Source organism: Streptomyces sp. NPDC015130, from assembly GCF_043080005.1.
Taxonomy (GTDB): domain Bacteria; phylum Actinomycetota; class Actinomycetes; order Streptomycetales; family Streptomycetaceae; genus Streptomyces.
Genome location: NZ_JBIBVC010000005.1, coordinates 256532 through 275534, shown reverse-complemented (window position 1 = coordinate 275534; position 19003 = coordinate 256532). Strand labels below are relative to the sequence as shown.

General features: G+C 73.3%; 16 protein-coding genes. 13 read left to right on the top strand and 3 right to left on the bottom strand.

Features of this window, described 5'->3' with window-relative positions:
* The first annotated feature begins 124 nt into the window (after positions 1 to 124).
* The 8 genes from ACF08F_RS12655 to ACF08F_RS12620 all read left to right on the top strand — a co-directional run bounded on the left by ACF08F_RS12655 (position 125) and on the right by ACF08F_RS12620 (position 9150).
* Positions 125 to 310, top strand: coding sequence for a DUF1272 domain-containing protein (locus ACF08F_RS12655; RefSeq protein ID WP_392298487.1), 186 nt, complete (start codon positions 125 to 127; stop codon positions 308 to 310).
* Between the two features lie 46 nt (positions 311 to 356).
* Positions 357 to 821, top strand: a complete 465-nt coding sequence (locus ACF08F_RS12650; protein ID WP_392298486.1) for a pyridoxamine 5'-phosphate oxidase family protein — start codon at positions 357 to 359, stop codon at positions 819 to 821.
* Between the two features lie 113 nt (positions 822 to 934).
* Positions 935 to 1435: a carboxymuconolactone decarboxylase family protein gene (locus tag ACF08F_RS12645; protein ID WP_392298485.1), complete on the top strand. Its 501-nt coding sequence runs from the start codon at positions 935 to 937 to the stop codon at positions 1433 to 1435.
* A 469-nt stretch (positions 1436 to 1904) separates the two neighbouring features.
* Positions 1905 to 2699 carry a TIGR03084 family metal-binding protein gene (locus ACF08F_RS12640; protein ID WP_392298484.1) on the top strand — a complete coding sequence of 265 codons (795 nt, stop codon included), beginning with the start codon at positions 1905 to 1907 and terminating at the stop codon, positions 2697 to 2699.
* A gap of 62 nt (positions 2700 to 2761) precedes the next feature.
* Positions 2762 to 4531, top strand: a complete 1770-nt coding sequence (locus tag ACF08F_RS12635) for an acyclic terpene utilization AtuA family protein (protein WP_392298727.1) — start codon at positions 2762 to 2764, stop codon at positions 4529 to 4531.
* Positions 4528 to 6126 carry an acyl-CoA carboxylase subunit beta gene (locus ACF08F_RS12630; protein WP_392298483.1) on the top strand — a complete coding sequence of 533 codons (1599 nt, stop codon included), beginning with the start codon at positions 4528 to 4530 and terminating at the stop codon, positions 6124 to 6126. The genes ACF08F_RS12635 and ACF08F_RS12630 overlap by 4 nt, the downstream gene beginning before the upstream one ends.
* Before the next feature lie 7 nt (positions 6127 to 6133).
* Positions 6134 to 8020, top strand: a complete 1887-nt coding sequence (locus ACF08F_RS12625) for an acetyl/propionyl/methylcrotonyl-CoA carboxylase subunit alpha (RefSeq protein ID WP_392298482.1) — start codon at positions 6134 to 6136, stop codon at positions 8018 to 8020.
* Positions 8017 to 9150: an acyl-CoA dehydrogenase family protein gene (locus ACF08F_RS12620; protein WP_392298481.1), complete on the top strand. Its 1134-nt coding sequence runs from the start codon at positions 8017 to 8019 to the stop codon at positions 9148 to 9150. The genes ACF08F_RS12625 and ACF08F_RS12620 overlap by 4 nt, the downstream gene beginning before the upstream one ends.
* Positions 9151 to 9174: 24 nt before the next feature.
* Here the strand turns inward: ACF08F_RS12620 and ACF08F_RS12615 are convergent, their stop codons facing one another.
* On the bottom strand, positions 9175 to 10818 hold the full coding sequence (locus ACF08F_RS12615) for an FG-GAP repeat domain-containing protein (protein WP_392298480.1): 1644 nt from the start codon (positions 10816 to 10818) through the stop codon (positions 9175 to 9177).
* Positions 10819 to 11154: 336 nt separating this feature from the next.
* On the opposite strand from ACF08F_RS12615, the gene ACF08F_RS12610 reads away from it, so the two are divergent.
* The 3 genes from ACF08F_RS12610 to ACF08F_RS12600 are packed head-to-tail and all read left to right on the top strand — an operon-like array spanning position 11155 to position 14056.
* Positions 11155 to 12732 carry a 4-coumarate--CoA ligase family protein gene (locus ACF08F_RS12610; protein WP_392298479.1) on the top strand — a complete coding sequence of 526 codons (1578 nt, stop codon included), beginning with the start codon at positions 11155 to 11157 and terminating at the stop codon, positions 12730 to 12732.
* Entirely contained in the window at positions 12729 to 13451 is a 723-nt protein-coding gene (locus tag ACF08F_RS12605; RefSeq protein WP_392298478.1) for an enoyl-CoA hydratase family protein, read from the top strand. Before ACF08F_RS12610 ends, ACF08F_RS12605 begins: the two co-directional genes overlap by 4 nt.
* Complete coding sequence (locus tag ACF08F_RS12600) at positions 13439 to 14056, top strand: TetR/AcrR family transcriptional regulator (protein ID WP_392298477.1); 618 nt, start codon at positions 13439 to 13441, stop codon at positions 14054 to 14056. Before ACF08F_RS12605 ends, ACF08F_RS12600 begins: the two co-directional genes overlap by 13 nt.
* Before the next feature lie 215 nt (positions 14057 to 14271).
* On the opposite strand, the gene ACF08F_RS12595 is transcribed toward ACF08F_RS12600, so the two are convergent.
* Positions 14272 to 15315 carry a M4 family metallopeptidase gene (locus ACF08F_RS12595; RefSeq protein WP_392298476.1) on the bottom strand — a complete coding sequence of 348 codons (1044 nt, stop codon included), beginning with the start codon at positions 15313 to 15315 and terminating at the stop codon, positions 14272 to 14274.
* 391 nt (positions 15316 to 15706) lie between these two features.
* Here ACF08F_RS12595 and ACF08F_RS12590 point away from each other — a divergent pair, with 391 nt between their 5' ends.
* Entirely contained in the window at positions 15707 to 16819 is a 1113-nt protein-coding gene (locus tag ACF08F_RS12590) for an isopenicillin N synthase family dioxygenase (protein ID WP_392298475.1), read from the top strand.
* Between the two features lie 13 nt (positions 16820 to 16832).
* Here ACF08F_RS12590 and ACF08F_RS12585 read toward each other — a convergent pair whose 3' ends face one another.
* Complete coding sequence (locus tag ACF08F_RS12585; protein ID WP_392298474.1) at positions 16833 to 17933, bottom strand: citrate synthase 2; 1101 nt, start codon at positions 17931 to 17933, stop codon at positions 16833 to 16835.
* Positions 17934 to 18122: 189 nt separating this feature from the next.
* Between ACF08F_RS12585 and pdxH the strand changes: the two genes are divergently transcribed.
* A complete protein-coding gene (pdxH, locus tag ACF08F_RS12580; protein WP_392298473.1) occupies positions 18123 to 18809 on the top strand; it encodes a pyridoxamine 5'-phosphate oxidase in 687 nt (228 codons plus the stop codon).
* Positions 18810 to 19003: the final 194 nt, after the last annotated feature.

Sequence of the window (19003 nt, the reverse complement as noted above, 5' to 3'; positions counted from 1 at the left end):
CGGCATGCCCGGCGCACCGCGTGGCCCGATCCTGTCGATCTCTGTCTTCCGGCCTGTTTCCGGGGCACGACGGTGGCCCGGAGGATGACGGTGTCGTCCTACGTCACGAGGAGAGGAGCCGGTCATGGCCCTGGAGATGCGAGACCGTTGCGAGCGCTGCGAGACGGCGGTCCTGACCGTCGACGGGCCCGCGCGGATCTGTACGTACGAGTGCAGCTTCTGCGTGCCGTGCGCCGACGCCATGGACGACGTCTGCCCCAACTGCGGCGGCGAGCTCGTCGCCCGCCCGCGGCGCGCCGCCGCCGCGTAGCTCCCCGTCGCGGAATTCTCCCGTGCGTACGGGAGTTGATCACGGCATGACGAAGCCCGCCGCACCCCGCGCCCTGTCCGACGACGCGCTCTCCGAGCTGCTGAGCACGCAGCGGTTCGGCACGCTCGCCACCAACAAGAGCAGTGGGCACCCGCACCTCACCACCATGCTCTTCCACTGGGACGCCGGCGAGCGCGTCGTGCGGTTCTCCACCACCGCCGACCGCGTCAAGGTCAGGCAGATCCGGCGCGACCCGCGCGCGGCCGTGCACGTCCCCGGCGGGGACGTCTGGTCGTTCGCCGTGGCCGAGGGCGAGGCCGAGGTCTCCGAGGTCACGACCACCCCGGGCGACGCGACCGGGCGCGAGCTGCTCGCGATGGTGCCGGAGGCCGCCCGGCCGCGGGGCGAGGACGAGGCCGCGTTCCTGGCGCAGCTCGTCGACGAGCGCCGCGTGGTCATCCGGCTCAAGGTCTCCCGGCTGTACGGGACGGCGCTCGACATCAACGGCTGAGCCGGCCACCCGGCTCCTGGAGATTCCTGCCGGGGATCCCGTCACATCTCCTCGCTGCCCTCCGTCAGTGCTGTGAAGACACCGACCCGGCAGATCCCCAGGAGCCAGCCATCATGACGAACACCGACGCCCGTCCCTCCATCTCCCGGATGTCCGACCCCGCCGCGTTCGTTCCCGAGGTCGACGACATCAGCGCCGCCCTCTTCCGGGCCACCGGCAACCGGTCGGTGCCGCGCACCACGATCAACCTCGTCCACCTGCGGGCCGGGCAGATCGTCCGCAACACCTACCTGACCATCCTGAACACCGGCTTCCTCCGCAAGGCGGGCCAGTCCGAGGAGCGCATCACCGCCGTCTCCTCCTGGCAGGACGCCCCGTACTTCACCGACGCCGAGCGGGCCGCGCTCGCCCTCGTGGAGGCCACCCTCCAGCCCGCCGCGCACGGCGAGGAGCGCGTCTCCGACGAGCTGTACGCCGAGGTGGCGAAGCACTACGACGAGAAGGCCCTGGCCACCCTCACCATCGCCATCGGCCAGATCAACTTCTTCATCGCCCTCGCCGTCATCGGCAAGCCGCAGCCGGTCGCCTCCCTCGCCGACGTGCAGTGGGACTGAGCTAGGCCCTGTCGTCAGTCGCCGACGTCCCCCGCAGCCCTTCGGGCGCGGGGGTGCCCCCACCGCGTCGACTCCCTCCTCCGCCTTGCGATCCACGGCACCAGACACCGCTCCCTGATCCGGCCTGATCGACAAGACACCCCTAGGGCGTGTTGCGAAAGTCCCGCCTGCCCGACGGCGCCTGGCACGCACGCTCGCCGCGTTGTCGGGATCACCCCCATACATCCAGTATCGGGGCGACCCTCCGCCTTGCGATCGCACGCACCAGACGCCGTCGGGCCCGCCCTTCGGGCGGCCGGCGCTACTTTCGCAACACGCCCTAGGGCGTGGGCGGGCCGGCGTGACCCGTCGGCCCGGTCCCGCGCGCCTCCCGCAGAAATCAAAGCAAGCATGCTTGATTGTTTTCTGGTTCGCTGCCATGCTCCGGGCACGCCGTCGTGTCGTCGCCGTGTCCCGAGGGGAGCGCACCGTGTCCGATCCCGCCGTCGTCCTCGACGACCTGCGCGAGGAGAGCGAGGAACTCGACCTGCTGGTCGGGGGGTTGGCCGAGGAGCGGTGGAGCACGCCGACCCCCGCGCCCGGCTGGAGCATCGCCCATCAGATCGCCCACCTCGCCTGGACCGACCGGGCGGCCCTGCTCGCCGCCACCGACCCCGAGGCCTTCGCCGCCGAGACCGCGAAGGCCCTCGCGGCCCCCGACCGGTTCGTCGACGAGGGCGCGGAGGAGGGCGCGAAGCTGCCGCCCGCCGAGCTGCTCGCCGCCTGGCGCGCGGGCCGCGAGCGCCTCCAGGAGGCCCTGCGCGCGGTCCCGTCCGGCGCCCGCTTCCCCTGGTACGGGCCGCCGATGAGCGCCCCGGCCATGGCCACCGCCCGGCTCATGGAGACCTGGGCGCACGGCCAGGACGTCGCCGACGCCCTCGGGGTGACCCGCGTCCCCACGGCCCGGCTCCGGCACGTCGCCTGGATCGGCGTCCGCGCCCGCGACTACGCCTTCCTCGTCCGGGGCCTCCCGGCACCCGCCGAGCCCTTCCGCGTGGAACTCGCGGGAGTGGACGGGGAGATGTGGGCGTACGGCCCCGAGGACGCCGCCCAGACCGTCACCGGCCCCGCCCTCGACTTCTGCCTGCTCGTCACCCAGCGCGTCCACCGCGACGACACCGCGCTCGTCGCGCACGGCCCCGACGCCGAGCGCTGGCTCACCATCGCCCAGGCCTTCGCCGGCCCGGCGGGCCCGGGCCGCGCGGCCGAAGGGGCGGAACAGTGACCCGGCCCGGCGCCCCCGCCGGCTCCGGCGCCCCCGCCGGCCCCGGCCTCCCCGCCCGCCCCGTGCTCCGGATCGGCAACGCCTCCGGCTTCTACGGCGACCGCTTCGCGGCCGTCCGCGAGATGCTCACCGGCGGTGAACTGGACGTCCTCACCGGCGACTACCTCGCCGAGCTGACCATGCTCATCCTCGGCCGCGACCAGCTCAAGGACCCGGGCGCCGGTTACGCGAAGACCTTCCTGCGCCAGATGGAGGAGGGCCTCGGCCTCGCCCACGAGCGAGGGGTCCGCATCGTCGCCAACGCGGGCGGCCTGAACCCCGCCGGCCTCGCCGAGGCCCTGCGCGAGCTCGCCGCGAAGCTGGGCCTGCCGACCCGGATCGCCCACGTCGAGGGCGACCGGCTGCCGCCCCGCGACGGAGTGCTGACGTCCAACGCCTACCTCGGCGGGGCCGGCATCGCCGCCTGCCTCGCCGCCGGCGCCGACGTCGTCGTCACCGGCCGGGTCACCGACGCCGCCCTCGTCACCGGGCCGGCGCAGTGGCACTTCGGCTGGGGCCCGGAGGAGTACGACAGGCTGGCCGGCGCGGTCGTCGCCGGGCACGTCCTGGAATGCGGCACCCAGGCCACCGGCGGCAACTACGCCTTCTTCGCCCGGCACGACCCGGCAGTGTTCCGCCGCCCCGGCTTCCCGGTCGCCGAGCTCCACGCGGACGGCAGCTCCGTCATCACCAAGCACGCGGGGACGGGCGGCCTCGTCGACGTCGGCACGGTCACGGCCCAGCTGCTCTACGAGACGGCCGGCGCCCGCTACCCCGGCCCCGACGTGACGGCCCGGCTCGACACCGTGCGGCTCACCCAGGAGGGCCCGGACCGGGTCAGGATCCACGGCGTGACCGGCGAGGCCCCGCCGCCCACCCTCAAGGTCGGCCTCAACAGCCTCGGCGGCTTCCGCAACGAGGTCGTGTTCGTCCTCACCGGCCTCGACGTCGAGGCCAAGGCCCGGCTCGTGCGCGAGCAGATCGAGGACGCGCTGTCCGACTCCCGCCCCGCGGAGGTCCGTTGGGATCTGGTCCGCACGGACCGCGAGGACGCCGCCACCGAGGAGACCGCGAGCGCGCTGCTCCGGCTCGTCGTCCGCGACCCCGACCCCGAGGCCGTCGGCCGCGCCCTGACCGGCGCCGCGATCGAACTGGCCCTCGCGAGCTACCCCGGCTTCCACGTCACGGCCCCGCCCGGCCGGGGCGCGCCCTACGGGGTCTTCACCACCGCGTACGTGCCGGCCGGCGACGTCCCGCACACGGCCGTCCTCCCGGACGGCACCCGCCAGGAGATCCCCGCACCGCCACGGACGCCCGCCCCCGTACCGCCGAACGGCACGGAGCCCCCGGCGCCCGCAGCGCCGACCGGCACGGAGCACCCCGCCCCCGTACCGCCGAACGGCACGGAGCCCCTCGCGCCCGTCCCCGATCCGCAGCTCCCCCCGCCCCTCCCGTACGGCTCCGCCCGCCGGGCACCCCTCGGGCGGGTCGCCGGGGCCCGGAGCGGCGACAAGGGCGGCGACGCCAACGTCGGTGTCTGGGTCCGCACGGACGAGGAGTGGCGCTGGCTCGCGCACACGCTCACCGTCGAGACGTTCCGCGCGCTCCTCCCGGAGACCGCCGGTCTGCCGGTCGTCCGGCACGTCCTCCCGCACCTGCGGGCCCTCAACTTCACCGTCGCCGGGATCCTCGGCGAGGGCGTCGCCTCCCAGGCCCGCTTCGACCCCCAGGCCAAGGCCCTCGGCGAATGGCTCCGCTCCCGGCACCTGGACATCCCGGAGGTTCTGTTGTGACCGTCCTCGCCTCTGCCCTCGACACCGGCGGACCCGAATACCGGGAGCACCGCTCCGCGATGCTCGACAAGCTCGCCGCGCTCGAAGCCGAGCACGCCAAGGCCCTCGCGGGCGGCGGTGAGAAGTACACCGCCCGGCACCGGGGGCGCGGCAAACTGCTGGCCCGCGAGCGCATCGAGCTGCTCGTCGACCGGGACAGCCCCTTCCTGGAGCTGTCGCCGCTCGCTGCCTGGGGCAGCGACTACCAGGTGGGCGCCTCGCTGATCACCGGCATCGGGGTCGTCGAGGGCGTCGAGTGCCTGATCACGGCCAACGACCCGACCGTGCGCGGCGGCGCCTCCAACCCGTGGACGCTGAAGAAGGCCCTGCGGGCCAACGAGATCGCGTTCGCCAACCGGCTCCCCGTCGTCTCGCTCGTCGAGTCCGGCGGCGCCGACCTGCCGTCCCAGAAGGAGATCTTCATCCCCGGCGGGGCGCTCTTCCGCGACCTCACGCGGCTCTCCGCCGCCGGCATCCCGACCGTCGCGGTCGTCTTCGGGAACTCGACGGCCGGCGGCGCGTACGTCCCCGGCATGTCCGACCACACCGTGATGGTCAGGGAGCGGTCGAAGGTCTTCCTCGGCGGTCCGCCGCTCGTGAAGATGGCGACGGGCGAGGAGAGCGACGACGAGTCCCTCGGCGGCGCCGAGATGCACGCCCGGACCTCCGGCCTCGCCGACCACTACGCCGTCGACGAGACGGACGCGATCCGCCAGGCCCGCCGGATCGTCGCCCGCCTCAACCACCGCAAGGCGCACGCCGATCCGCCGCTCGCCGAGTCTCCGAAGTACGACGAGGACGAGCTCCTCGGGATCGTGCCGGGCGACCTCAAGACGCCCTTCGACCCGCGCGAGGTGATCGCCCGGATCGTCGACGGCTCCGACTTCGACGAGTTCAAGCCGCTCTACGGGACGTCCCTGACGACCGGCTGGGCGCGGCTGCACGGCTACCCGGTCGGCATCCTCGCCAACGCGCAGGGCGTGCTGTTCTCCGCCGAGTCCCAGAAGGCGGCGCAGTTCATCCAGCTCGCCAACCAGCGCGACATCCCGCTCCTCTTCCTCCACAACACGACCGGCTACATGGTCGGCAAGGAGTACGAGCAGGGCGGCATCATCAAGCACGGCGCGATGATGATCAACGCGGTCGCGAACTCGCGCGTCCCGCACCTCTCCGTCCTCATGGGCGCCTCCTACGGCGCGGGGCACTACGGCATGTGCGGCCGGGCGTACGACCCCCGCTTCCTCTTCGCCTGGCCCAGCGCCAAGTCCGCCGTCATGGGCCCGCAGCAGCTCGCCGGCGTGCTCTCCATCGTGGCGCGGGCGTCCGCGAGCGCGAAGGGGCAGCCGTACGACGAGGAGGCCGACGCCGGTCTGCGCGCGCTCGTCGAGGCGCAGATCGAGTCGGAGTCCCTCCCGATGTTCCTGTCGGGACGGCTGTACGACGACGGGGTCATCGACCCCCGCGACACCCGCACGGTCCTCGGGCTGTGCCTGTCCGCGATCCACACGGCACCGGTCGAGGGCGCGCGCGGCGGCTTCGGCGTCTTCCGGATGTGAGGCTCTGATGATTTCGACCGTACTGGTCGCGAACCGCGGCGAGATCGCCTGCCGGGTCTTCCGCACCTGCCGTGAGCTGGGCGTCGCCACGGTCGCCGTGTACTCCGACGCGGACGCCGGCGCCCTGCACGTCCGCGAGGCCGACGCGGCCGTACGTCTGCCGGGGGCGGCGCCCTCGGAGACGTATCTGCGCGGCGACCTCGTCGTGAAGGCGGCGCTCGCGGCGGGCGCCGACGCCGTCCACCCCGGCTACGGCTTCCTCTCCGAGAACGCCGACTTCGCGCGGGCCGTGACGGACGCGGGCCTGGTCTGGATCGGCCCGCCGCCCGAGGCGATCGAGGCGATGGCCTCGAAGACCCGGGCGAAGGAGCTCCTGGGCATCGCCCCGCTCGCCGACGTCACCGAGGCCGACCTGCCCGTCCTGGTGAAGGCGGCGGCGGGCGGCGGCGGCCGGGGCATGCGGATCGTCCGCGAACTCGATTCACTGCCGACGGAGTTGGCGGCGGCGTCCGCCGAGGCGGCGAGCGCCTTCGGGGACGGCGAGGTGTTCGTCGAGCCGTACGTGGAGAACGGCCGGCACGTCGAGGTGCAGGTCCTCGCCGACACCCACGGCACGGTCTGGGCGCTCGGCACCCGCGACTGCTCCCTCCAGCGGCGCCACCAGAAGGTGATCGAGGAGGCCCCGGCGCCCGGCCTCCCGGCCGGGCTGGAGGCCTCGCTCCTCGACACGGCCGTCCGCGCGGCGGAGGCCGTCGGCTACGTCGGCGCGGGCACGGTCGAGTTCCTCGTGGCGGACGGCCGGGCGCACTTCCTGGAGATGAACACCCGCCTCCAGGTCGAGCACCCGGTGACGGAGGAGGTGTACGGGGTCGACCTGGTCGCCCTCCAGCTCGCCGTCGCCCAGGGCGAGGCGCTGCCGCCGGAACGTCCGGCCCCGCGCGGCCACGCGATCGAGGCCCGGCTCTACGCGGAGGACCCGGCCCGGGGCTGGGCGCCCCAGACGGGCGTCCTGCACCGCTTCGAGGTCCCCCGCGAGGGCCGGGTCCGGGTCGACACGGGCTACGCCTCCGGGGACGAGGTCGGCATCCACTACGACGCGATGCTCGCGAAGGTCGTCGTCCACGCCGCCACCCGAGCCGAGGCCGTCCGCAAGCTCGCCCACACCCTGGAGCGGTCCCGGATCCACGGCCCGGCCACCAACCGGGAGCTGCTCGTCGCCTCGCTGCGCCACCCCGAGTACGCCTCGGCGCGCAGGCTCGACACCGGCTTCTACGAGCGGAACCTCACCGCCCTGACCGTCGCCCCCGAGGGCCGGGAGTACGCGGCCGTCGCAGCCGCCCTCTCCGCGGCGAGCGCCGACGGAGGCCGCTTCGGCGGCGGTTGGCGCAACCTCCGCTCCCAGGACGAGGTGCGGGCGTACGGCGACACCGAGATCCGCTACCGGCCGGCCCGCGACGGCGGCTACGAGGTCACCGCGCCCGAGGGGGTGCGGGTGGTGTCGGCCGAGCCCGGCCGCGTACGCCTCGAAGTGAGCGGAGTCGTCCGGGACTTCGAGGTCGCCACGTACGGGGCGGGGGAGGTCGTCCACGCGGGCGCCCACCGCCTGACCCCCCGCCCCCGCTTCCCCGATCCGGCCGATCAGCGGGAACCCGGATCGCTGCTCGCCCCCATGCCCGGAACCGTCGTCCGGCTCGCGGACGGCCTCGCCGTCGGCGACCGGGTCGCCGCCGGGCAGCCGCTCCTCTGGCTGGAGGCCATGAAGATGGAGCACCGCGTCACCGCTCCCGCCTCCGGCACGCTCACCGCGCTCCACGCCGCCCCCGGCCGCCAGGTCGAGGTCGGTGCCCTGCTCGCCGTCGTACAGACCGAAGCAACGGAGGAAGACCCCGTATGAGCACCCTCGTCGAGACCGAAGAGCTCTCCGCACTCCGCGCCGCCGTCTCCGCCCTCGGCCACCGCCACGGCCCCGGCTTCGACCGGGCCGCCCTGTGGGCCGAGGCGGGCAAGCTCGGCTACCTCGGGGTGAACCTGCCCGAGGAGTACGGGGGAGGGGGCGGCGGCATGGCCGAGCTGTCGGTCGTCCTGGAGGAGGCGGGCGCCGCCGGGGCCCCGCTCCTCATGATGGTCGTCTCGCCCGCGATCTGCGGCACGGTCATCGCCCGCTTCGGCACCGAGGAGCAGAAGCAGGCGTGGCTCCCGGGTCTCGCGGACGGCTCGAAGACGATGGCCTTCGGCATCACGGAACCCGACGCGGGCTCCAACTCGCACCGCATCACGACGACCGCGACCCGCACCGAGGAGGGCTGGGTCCTGAGCGGCCGCAAGGTCTTCGTCTCGGGCGTCGACATCGCGGACGCGACCCTGATCGTGGGCCGCACGTCCGACGCCCGCACGGGAAGCCTCAAGCCCTGTCTCTTCATCGTCCCGCGCGACGCCCCGGGCTTCGGGCGGCGGCACATCGAGATGGAACTCGCCGCGGACGAGAAGCAGTTCGAGCTGACCCTCGACGACGTGCACCTGCCGCCGGAGGCGCTCGTGGGCGACGAGGACGCGGGCCTGCTCCAGCTCTTCGCGGGCCTCAACCCGGAGCGGATCATGACGGCGGCCTTCGCCATCGGCATGGGCCGGTACGCGCTCGCGCAGGCCGTGAAGTACGCCAAGGAGCGCCAGGTCTGGAAGGCGCCGATCGGCGCCCACCAGGCCGTCGCGCACCCCCTGGCGCAGGCCCACATCGAGCTCGAACTGGCCCGCCTGATGATGGCGAAGGCGGCCCACCTCTACGACGCGGGCGACGACATGGGTGCGGGCGAGGCCGCCAACATGGCGAAGTACGCGGCGGCGGAGGCCTGTGTGCGGGCGGTCGACACCGCGGTCCACACCCTCGGTGGCAACGGCCTCACCAAGGAGTTCGGGCTCGCCCGCCTGGTCACCGCCGCCCGGGTGGCCCGGATCGCGCCCGTCAGCCGGGAGATGATCCTCAACTTCGTGTCGCACCAGACGCTGGGGCTGCCCAAGTCGTACTGACCCGGGCAGCCCGCCGCGGCCACGTCAGCTGACGTGGTCGTACTTCCAGCCCGAGGCGATCTTGACGCGGGCCTTGAACGTGTACGCGCCGCGCAGGCCGCGGGCCGAGTAGCGGTACACGTCACCGCCCGGGGTGACGGCGACCAGGTCGGCCCGGCCGTCGCCGTCCATGTCGCCGGGCGAGGCCAGGTACTTGTACAGGTACCAGCCGTGGCCGACATAGGCGCGCGGAGCGAACGGAGCGGTGGCGGACCCGGTGCCCGCGTGCACGTACAGCTGCTCGCCGTCCCGGGAGATCAGGTCGGGGCGGCCGTCGCCCGTGACGTCCCCGGGGCCGATCAGGATGTCCCTCGACCAGTTGGTGCCGATCCGCACGGCGGGGCCGAGGTACGCGGGCGAGTGACTCTTCAGACCCAGGTGGAGGAAGACGCCGCCCTGGTGGTCCATGCCGACGAAGTCGGCCTCGCTGTCGCCGTTGACGTCGCCGGGCGAGACCTTGATCAGGTAGTTCAGGTAGGCGGTGCCGCTGCCGACCTGGCCGCCGCGCGGTTCGCCGTCCACCTCGCGCCACATCATGAGGCCGCGGTTGTCGGCGGTCAGCACGTTGGCCCGGTCGACCCCGTCCAGGGCGTACCCGTTGACGGTGGGCCAGTGGTAGGCGAAGGCCCCGGCCGCGTCGTACTGCCTGCGCGCGGTGAGCCTGCCGTCCGCCAGCGTCCCGTGGGCGAAGGCGGTGCCCGCGCCGTCCACGGTGAAGAGGTTGTGCTTTCCGTACGCCGGTACGCCGCCCTGGCCGAGGTAGTACGAGAGGGTCTGGCCGCCGCCCCCGTAGTACGTGCGCGTCCCGAACCTGCCGCCGCCGATGGAGAGGTACCGGTAGAACGTGCCGTCGTAGGCGCGGGCCAGGAGGTCGGCCCGGCCGTCGCCGTTCAGGTCGTCGGCGCCGATGATCTGGTTGTACGTGTGCCAGCCGCCGCCTACCAGGACGCGGGCCTTGAAGGGGACGGTGGCCGAGCCGGTCCCCTTGTAGAAGTAGAGGTCGCCGCCCGGCGTCTTGGCGACGATGTCGGCGATCGCGTCGCCGTCGAGGTCGTTGGTGCCGACGAGCTGGTCGTAGACCTGCCAGCCGGTGCCGACCTTGGCGCGGGTCCTGAACGGGCCGCCGTTGTCGATCGTGCCCTTCCCCGCGTACAGGTAGAGCGTGCCGTCCGGGGTGCGGGCCAGCAGGTCCTGGTGCCCGTCCCTGGTCAGGTCGCCGGGGGCGAGGACCTTGTTGTAGATGTGCCAGCCGTATCCCGACCAGTCCGACTGGCCGGCGGAGGTGGGGCTGTCACCGCGGCGCAGTATGAGGCCGCCGTCGGCATGGAGCGTCAGCAGTTCCGGGGTCGCGGTTCCCGTGAGGTCGTCCGCCGGCAGGATCTCCATGCCGGGGTGGCTGAGCGCGAACGGCGCGCTGGTGCCGGTCTTCGACAGGGATATCCGCAGCTCGCCGGTGGCGGCCGACCGGTAGACCCGGTCGCTGCGGCCGTCACCGTCCCGGTCGAAGCGGGGCTTCGCCGGGGTCGCGACGGGGGCCGCGTCCGCCGTCGGTGACGTGGGGCCGACGGACAGCAGACCCACGCCGAGCGCGAGGGCCGCACAAGCCGCGAGGCGGCGCGTGTGGAGCAAGGTTTCTCCTGGGACGGACGAGACAGAAGAGGATGGAGAGCGTCCGGATCCTAGAGCCCGCGGCAACCGGAAAAGAAGATCTTCCCCGTACAACCTTTCCCCGGCCCGACCGCGCGTGCCCGACCGCGCGCGTGCCCGGCCGCCCGGCCCGACCGCGCATGTGCCCGCCCGGGCGCACGGCCCGGCCGGGCAGCGCCATGAGACCGGTCCTCCCAATAATCATGCATGCACGCTTGATTGTTTCGGTGGAGTGCTGACAGGGTCTCCCCAAGTCGTACCGACACGCGCGATCCTGGCGACCACCTTCCACCTCTCCCACCTCTCCAGGGGGCTTGCATGGTGTTCCACAGCGAGTACGAGGCCGTTCCGACCGTCTCCCTGCCGATCCACGACGCGGTGCTCGGCGGCGCCGCCGAGCGGGGTGACACCCCCGCACTGATCGACGGGACGGGGGAGTTCACCCTCACCTACGGGCAGGTCGACGCCTTCCACCGGCGGGTGGCCGCCGGGCTCGCCGAGGCCGGGCTGCGGAAGGGGGACGTGCTCGCCCTGCACAGCCCCAACACCGTGCTGTTCCCCGTCGCGTTCTACGCCGCGACCCGCGCGGGCGCCTCGGTCACCACCGTGCACCCGCTCGCCACGCCCGAGGAGTTCGCCAAGCAGCTCCGCGACTCCGCCACGCGCTGGATCGTCACCGTCTCGCCGCTGCTCGCCACGGCCCGCGCGGCGGCCGAACTCGCGGGCGGCGTCGAGGAGATATTCGTCTGCGACCAGGCCCCCGAGGGCGAGGGCACACGGTCGCTCCAGTCCTTCCTGGCCTCGACCGGACCCGTTCCCGAGCCGCCGATCGACCCCGACGAGGACGTCGCCGCCCTGCCGTACTCCTCCGGCACCACCGGCGTCCCCAAAGGCGTGATGCTCACGCACACCTCGATCGCCACCAACCTGACGCAGCTGGCCCCGCTGGTCCCGATGGGCCCCGGCGACCGCATCCTCGCGGTGCTGCCCTTCTTCCACATCTACGGCCTGACGGCCCTCATGAACGCGCCGCTCCGCCACGGAGCCACCGTCGTCGTCCTGCCCCGCTTCGAGCTCGACACCTTCCTCGGGGCCATCCAGAAGCACCGCATCAACGGCCTGTACGTCGCCCCGCCGATCATCCTGGCCCTCGCCAAGCACCCGGCCGTCGCCGACTACGACCTGTCGTCCCTGGAGTACATCGTCAGCTCCGCCGCCCCGCTCGACGCGGCCCTCGCCGAGGCCTGCTCGGCACGGCTCGGGCTGCCGCCGGTCCGCCAGGCGTACGGCATGACGGAGCTCTCCCCGGGCACCCACGTCACCCCGCTCGACGCCCCGAACCCCCCGCCCGGCACCGTCGGCAAGCTGCTGCCCTCCACCGAGCTGCGGATCCTCTCGCTCGACGACCCGGCGAAGGACGCCGCCCCCGGCGAGGCGGGCGAGGTCGCCATCCGGGGGCCGCAGGTCATGAAGGGGTACCTGGGGCGGCCCGAGGCCACCGCCGCGATGATCGACGAGGACGGCTGGGTCCACACCGGCGACATCGGACGCGTCGACGCCGACGGCTGGCTGTTCGTCGTCGACCGGGTCAAGGAGCTCATCAAGTACAAGGGCTTCCAGGTCGCCCCCGCCGAACTGGAGGCGCTCCTCCTCACCCACGAGGACGTCGCCGACGCCGCCGTCATCGGCGTCACCGACGCCGAGGGCACGGAGACGCCCAAGGCCTTCGTCGTACGCCAGGCCTCGGCGCCCGGCCTGACCGCCGAGGACGTCATGGCGCACGTCGCCGCCCGCGTCGCCCCGTACAAGAAGGTCCGCCACGTGGAGTTCGTCGCGAGCATCCCGCGGGCGGTGTCCGGAAAGATCCTCCGCAGAGAGTTGAGGGACCGCGCATGACCCTGGTCACCGTCACCGAGGAGCGGGGCGTCACCACCCTCGCCCTCGACTCCCCGGCCACCCGCAACGCCCTCTCGGCCCACCTCGTCACCGAGCTCGCCGACGCCCTCACCGCCTGCGGCAAGGACGCGGCGGTCCGGGCGGTGGTCCTCACCCACACCGGCGGCACGTTCAGCGCGGGCGCCGACCTGAAGGCCCCGCCCAGCCCCTACGCCTTCGTGGACCTGCTCCGGCAGCTCGTCGAACTGCCGAAGCCCGTCGTCGGCCACGTCACCGGCCACGTCCGGGCCGGCGGACTCGGCCTCCTCGGGGCCTGCGACGTCGTGACGGCGGGGGACGCGGCGGACTTCGCGCTCACCGAGGTACGCATCGGGGTCGCGCCCGCCGTCATCTCCCTCACCCTCCTCCCCAAGCTCGACCAGCGCGCGGCGGCCCGCTACTACCTGACGGGGGAGCGGTTCGGCGTGCCGGAGGCCCTCGCGATGGGCCTCGTCACCGCCGGGGCCGAGGACCTCCCGGGCATCCTCGACGCCCTCCGCGCGGGCTCCCCGCAAGGCCTCCGGGAGGCGAAGCGGCTGGTCACCGCTAGAGTCCTGGAGACCTTCGAACGCGACGCGGAGGACCTGGTGCAGAGGTCGGCCACGCTCTTCGCCTCGGCCGAGGCGCGCGAAGGGATGACGGCCTTCCTCGAACGACGGGACCCCGAATGGCGGCTTTGACCGCGCCCGAGCCGGACCGGACCGCCAAGCCGGACCGGAACCCCAAGCAGGACAGGAGCCGCGCCACCCGGCAGCGGCTCCTGGAGGCCGCGGTGGCCTGTCTGGCCGAGCGCGGCTGGGCGGGTTCCACTGTCGCCGTCGTCGCCGAACGGGCCGGCGTCTCCCGGGGTGCGGCCCAGCACCACTTCCCGACCCGCGAGGACCTCTTCACGGCGGCCGTCGAGTACGTCGCCGAGGAGCGCTCGCAGGCCCTGCGGACGCTCCGTACGGACAACCGCGAGCAGGCCGTCGAGGCCCTCGTCGACCTCTTCACCGGGCCCCTCTTCCGGGCCGCGCTCCACCTCTGGGTCGCGGCCTCCGACGAGGCCCAGCTCCGGGACCGGGTCACCGAACTGGAGGCCAGGGTCGGCCGGGAGTGCCACCGGATCGCCGTCGAGGTCCTGGGCGCCGACGAGTCCCGCCCCGGCGTCCGCGAGACGGTCCAGGGCCTGCTCGACATGGCCCGGGGTCTGGGCCTCGCCACCCTCCTCACGGACGACCGCGCCCGCCGGGAACGGGTGGTCGCCCAGTGGGCACGGCTGGTGAACGAGGCACTGACCGAGTAGAGAAGCGGCCGCGGACACCGGGGCCGAGACGACCCCGGGCCCGACACCCACCCCGACTCGCCCGCCGGGGCCCGGTGCCCTCGGCTGAGGCAGCCGGGGCCCGGTGCCCCCGGCTCAGGCGCCCCGTGCCCGGTGCCCCCGGCTCAGGCGCCCCGTGCCCGGTGCCCCCGGCTCAGGCGCCCCGTGCCCGGTGCCCCCGGCTCAGGCGCCCCCGCTCAGACGCCCGGGATCGCGCGTGCCCGGAAGGCGGTGCGGACCGCGTCCGCCGCGCCCTCGCCGTACATCCGCTCCGCCGTCGCGACCGTCTTCAGCGCCGCGTCCTGGAAGCTCGTGTCGGGGGCGAAGCCGAACTGGGCGTTGACGATGATCCGGTCGGCGGTGCGGGCGCCGAGCGCGGTGCGGATGTCGAGGAGCGCCCGCGACCAGATCTCGCCGTCGGCGTGGACCTCGCCCTCGCGGTCCGCGTACGTCTTCGTCCCGTCGATCCGGCGGAGGCAGTGCGGCGCCTCGCTGTAGCCGGTGGCGTCCCAGTCGGCCACGCAGGCCGCGTCGGCCTTCAGCGGCCAGCCGTACTTGGTGGCCGCGTGCGTGCCGACGGCGACGGCGAGGTAGTCGCCGAAGGCCTCGCCGATCGCGCCGGACTCGGCGTTCGTGCCGAAGCCGGGCACCTGGGCGTGGTGCACGGCGTGGCCGTACTCGTGGACGATGACGTCCGCGTCCTCGGCGTCGTCGACGCCGCCCTTGCCGAGGCGGATCTCGTCCTTCTTGTCGGTGAAGAAGGAGTTGTCCGCGCCGTACTGGTTGAGCCGCACGGGCTGGACGCGGTCGTTCGCGCCGGGCAGCTCGGTGCCGAAGCCGAGGCCCTGGAGGTACTCCTGCGCCTCGTTGACCCAGAAGTACGCCATGACCTGCTCGAACTGGTCGTCCGAGCGGTCGTACGTGGTGGCGTCGGCGACCTTGGCGGGCTTGCCCGTCTCGGAGCGGACGGTCACCCACCTGCCGGACAGGGCGCCGCTCGCGTCGAGGTTCCGGAGCGTGGCGGTGGCGTAGGCGGAGGCGGGCACGTCGCTCGCCGCGTCCTTGTGGTCGGCGAGGGACTGGTCGCCGGAGGACTGCACCGGGTTCACCATGAAGACCCGGGCCTGCGGCAGCGCGGCCGCGACGGCCCCCGGGGACGGGAGCAGGGCGGCGGCGGCCGTGCCGGCGACGGCGGCCGCGGCGACCAGGCCGCGCGAGGTACGGCGGGTGCGGCGGGTCATGGACATCCTCCTGCGTGTGGCTGCTGCGACGGGAAGGTTGGCATGCGCGTGACATGCGTGGCGGCGATCTTCGCGCACACCCACCGTTTTGGCCAGAGTCCGGAACCCGTAGGTTCCGATGCCCCGGACGTGACGCCGACCACACCCCGTAGCGGCCCGCCGCAGTACGCTGTTCGCATGCCTTCGCTCGTACGCCGTCGCCACGTGGACTTCGTCCGCGTCACGAGCATGAGCTGTCGCCGCTCCGCCTGACCCCCCGACCTCCGGGCGCCACACTCCGCCCCCGGGTCCCCGGGTCCCTCGTTCAGAGCCCAAGCCCGACCGGCACCCGTGGCCCCCGCCCCACCCCTGGCGGCCGCCCGGGCACCCCGTACACCCCGCGGACGCACCCATGAATCGCAGCACCCCCCTCCCGCAGTCGACCCGCAGCGCGCGCTCGCACGAGCCCGTGGACGGCTCGCGCATCCACCCCTCGTACGCCTCACAGCTCCCGATCGTGGACCTCTCCGCCGCCGACCGCGGCCCCCAGGCCCGCCGCCTGCTCCACGCCCAGCTGCACTCCGCCGCCCACGACGTCGGCTTCTTCCAGCTCGTCGGACACGGCGTGACCGAGGCCGAGACGCAGGCCCTCACCACCGCCATGCGCGCCTTCTTCGCACTGCCCGAGGCCGACCGGCTCGCCATCGACAACATCAACTCGCCGCACTTCCGCGGCTACACCCGCATCGGCGACGAGCGCACCGCGGGCGCCCGTGACTGGCGCGACCAGCTCGACATCGGCGCCGAGCGCCCCGCACACGCCCCCGCGCCCTGGGAAGCCCCGTACTGGTGGCTCGAAGGCCCCAACCAGTGGCCCGAGGCGCTCCCCGAACTCAAGGCCGCCACCCTGCACTGGATCGACCGCCTCAGCGGCATCGCCCAGCGGCTCCTCCACGAACTGCTGACCTCGATCGGCGCCCCCGCGGACTTCTACGACGACATCTTCGGCCCGCGCGCCCACCCGCACCTCAAGCTGGTGCGCTACCCGGGCAGCAGCGGCGAGGGCGACGACCAGGGCGTCGGCGCGCACAAGGACTACGGCTTCCTCACCCTGCTGCTCCAGGACCAGGTCGGCGGGCTCCAGGTCCAGCGGGAGGACGGGGAGTTCCACGACGTGCCGCCGCTGCCCGGCGCCTTCGTCGTCAACCTCGGCGAACTCCTCGAAGTGGCCACGAACGGCTACCTGATCGCGACCAACCACCGCGTGGTGTCCCCGCCCGGGGCGACGGAGCGCTACTCCGTGCCGTTCTTCTACAACCCGCGCCTGGACGCCCGGATCGCGCCGCTGGAGTTCCCGTACGCCTCCGCGGCCCCGGGCGTCACGGCCGACCCGGCGAACCCGCTGTTCGCCGAGTACGGCCGGAACGAACTGAAGGGCAAGCTCCGGGCCCACCCGCTGGTGGCGGCCCGCCACCACGCGGACCTGCTGCTGCACCCGGAGACGTACCCGGCGATGGCGTCCTGACCACCGCGGCCGCTCAGCCGACGATGTCGCCGTACCCCTCGATCTCGCGCGGGTCCCGCTGGCCGGGACCCGTGTAGCGGGCCGACGGGCGCACGAGCCGGCCGGTGCGCTTCTGCTCCAGGATGTGCGCCGACCAGCCGGCCGTACGGGCGCAGCTGAACATCGACGTGAACATGTGCGCCGGGACCTCGGCGAAGTCGAGGACGATGGCCGCCCAGAACTCGACGTTCGTCGCCAGGATGCGGTCCGGGCGGCGGTTGTGCAGCTCCTCCAGGGCGGCCTTCTCCAGCGCGGCGGCCACCTCGTAGCGCGGCGCGTCCAGCTCCTTCGCGGTCCGGCGCAGGACACGGGCGCGCGGGTCCTCGGCGCGGTACACGCGGTGGCCGAAGCCCATGAGCCGCTCGCCCTTGTCGAGGGCCTGCTTCACCCAGGCGGTGGCGTCCCCGGTCCGCTCGATCTCCTCGATCATGCCGAGGACGCGGGAGGGCGCGCCGCCGTGCAGCGGCCCGGACATGGCACCCACGGCGCCGGAGAGCGCGGCGGCGACATCCGCCCCGGTGGAGGCGATGACACGCGCGGTGAACGTGGACGCGTTCATGCCGTGCTCGGCGGCGGAGGTCCAGTACGCGTCGACGGCCTTGACGTGCTTAGGGTCCGGCTCGCCGCGCCAGCGGATCATGAACCGCTCGACCACGGACTGCGCCTTGTCGATCTCGCTCTGCGGGACCATCGGCATGCCCTGGCCGCGCGCGGACTGGGCGACGTACGAGAGGGCCATGACGGCCGCGCGGGCGAGGTCGTCACGCGCCTGCTCGACGGAGATGTCGAGGAGCGGCTTGAGGCCCCACACCGGCGCGAGCATCGCGAGCGCGGACTGCACGTCGACCCGGATGTCACCGGAGTGCACCGGGATCGGGAACGGCTCGGCCGCCGGCAGACCGGGGTTGAACGCGCCGTCGACCAGCAGGCCCCAGACGTTGCCGAACGAGACGTGGCCGACGAGATCCTCGATGTCGACGCCTCGGTAGCGGAGGGCGCCGCCCTCCTTGTCGGGTTCGGCGATCTCCGTCTCGAACGCGACGACTCCCTCAAGCCCGGGTACGAAGTCGGACATCAGGCGGCTCCTCTATCGATGATCGATCAACTGTGCGGTGGTCGATGGTGGGGAATCAACAGTCATCCAGCGGAAGAGTCTGTACGGTTCCGATGATGCGGGGAAGCGTGACATCCGGCACACTGCGCCGATTCGGCGAGAGAGGATTAGCCTCGGGCGGTGCCGGGCAGGCTCAGGTGCTGCGGCAGGATGGGCACTGTGACCGATCCCGTGACCGACGCCGTGACCGACGCCCTGGATCCCGCCGACATGCGCGAGCAGTACCGCACCACGGAACTGACCGTGGCCGACCTCGCGCCCGAGCCCATCGCGCAGTTCTCCCGCTGGTTCAAGGAGACCGCGGAGAACCCGGCCATCCACGAGCCGAACGCGATGGTCGTCTCCACCGCGACCCCCGACGGCCGCCCGTCCTCCCGGACCGTCCTGCTCAAGCACTACGACGGCGCCGGCTTCGTCTTCTTCACCAACTACAGCTCCCGCAAGGGCGAGGAACTGACGGCCAACCCGTACGTCTCGCTGCTCTTCCCCTGGCACCCGCTGGCCCGCCAGGTCATCGTCACGGGCCGCGCACTCCGCACCGGCCGCGACGAGACCGTCGCCTACTTCCGCACCCGCCCGCACGGCTCCCAGCTCGGCGCCTGGGCGAGCCACCAGTCCTCGGTGATCGCCTCCCGCGAGGAACTCCTCACCCGCTACGAGGAGCTGGAGACCCGCTACCCCGAGGGCGAGCAGGTCCCGGTCCCGCCGGAGTGGGGCGGCGTCCGCGTCGTCCCGGACACGGTCGAGTTCTGGCAGGGCCACGAAAACCGCCTCCACGACCGCCTCCGCTACGGCCGGGAAGCGGAAACCTGGCGCGTGGAGCGACTGGCGCCCTGACCACGGGACACCCGCGGAGAACGCAGACGACCCGTGAGCCTTGGTCCCGTCCGCCTAGGTTCGGACAGGAGCCGGTCGGACTGACCGGCGACTCACGGGTCGGGTGACTGCGGTGGTGTTCGGCAGACAGGCCTGCCGAGGTGCACAGAGTGCGTGCGACGGCAGGCCTTAGCCCGCAGTCACCTCACGAGTCC

What these genes read in the sequence shown, in the direction of transcription:
- ACF08F_RS12655 (WP_392298487.1), top strand. Translation starts at nt 125, where the DNA reads ATGGCCCTGGAGATGCGAGACCGTTGCGAGCGCTGCGAGACGGCGGTC.
- ACF08F_RS12650 (WP_392298486.1), top strand. Translation starts at nt 357, where the DNA reads ATGACGAAGCCCGCCGCACCCCGCGCCCTGTCCGACGACGCGCTCTCC.
- ACF08F_RS12645 (WP_392298485.1), top strand. Translation starts at nt 935, where the DNA reads ATGACGAACACCGACGCCCGTCCCTCCATCTCCCGGATGTCCGACCCC.
- ACF08F_RS12625 (WP_392298482.1), top strand. Translation starts at nt 6,134, where the DNA reads ATGATTTCGACCGTACTGGTCGCGAACCGCGGCGAGATCGCCTGCCGG.
- ACF08F_RS12620 (WP_392298481.1), top strand. Translation starts at nt 8,017, where the DNA reads ATGAGCACCCTCGTCGAGACCGAAGAGCTCTCCGCACTCCGCGCCGCC.
- ACF08F_RS12610 (WP_392298479.1), top strand. Translation starts at nt 11,155, where the DNA reads ATGGTGTTCCACAGCGAGTACGAGGCCGTTCCGACCGTCTCCCTGCCG.
- ACF08F_RS12605 (WP_392298478.1), top strand. Translation starts at nt 12,729, where the DNA reads ATGACCCTGGTCACCGTCACCGAGGAGCGGGGCGTCACCACCCTCGCC.
- ACF08F_RS12600 (WP_392298477.1), top strand. Translation starts at nt 13,439, where the DNA reads ATGGCGGCTTTGACCGCGCCCGAGCCGGACCGGACCGCCAAGCCGGAC.
- ACF08F_RS12595 (WP_392298476.1), bottom strand. Translation starts at nt 15,315, where the DNA reads ATGACCCGCCGCACCCGCCGTACCTCGCGCGGCCTGGTCGCCGCGGCC.
- ACF08F_RS12590 (WP_392298475.1), top strand. Translation starts at nt 15,707, where the DNA reads ATGAATCGCAGCACCCCCCTCCCGCAGTCGACCCGCAGCGCGCGCTCG.
- ACF08F_RS12585 (WP_392298474.1), bottom strand. Translation starts at nt 17,933, where the DNA reads ATGTCCGACTTCGTACCCGGGCTTGAGGGAGTCGTCGCGTTCGAGACG.
- pdxH (WP_392298473.1), top strand. Translation starts at nt 18,123, where the DNA reads ATGGGCACTGTGACCGATCCCGTGACCGACGCCGTGACCGACGCCCTG.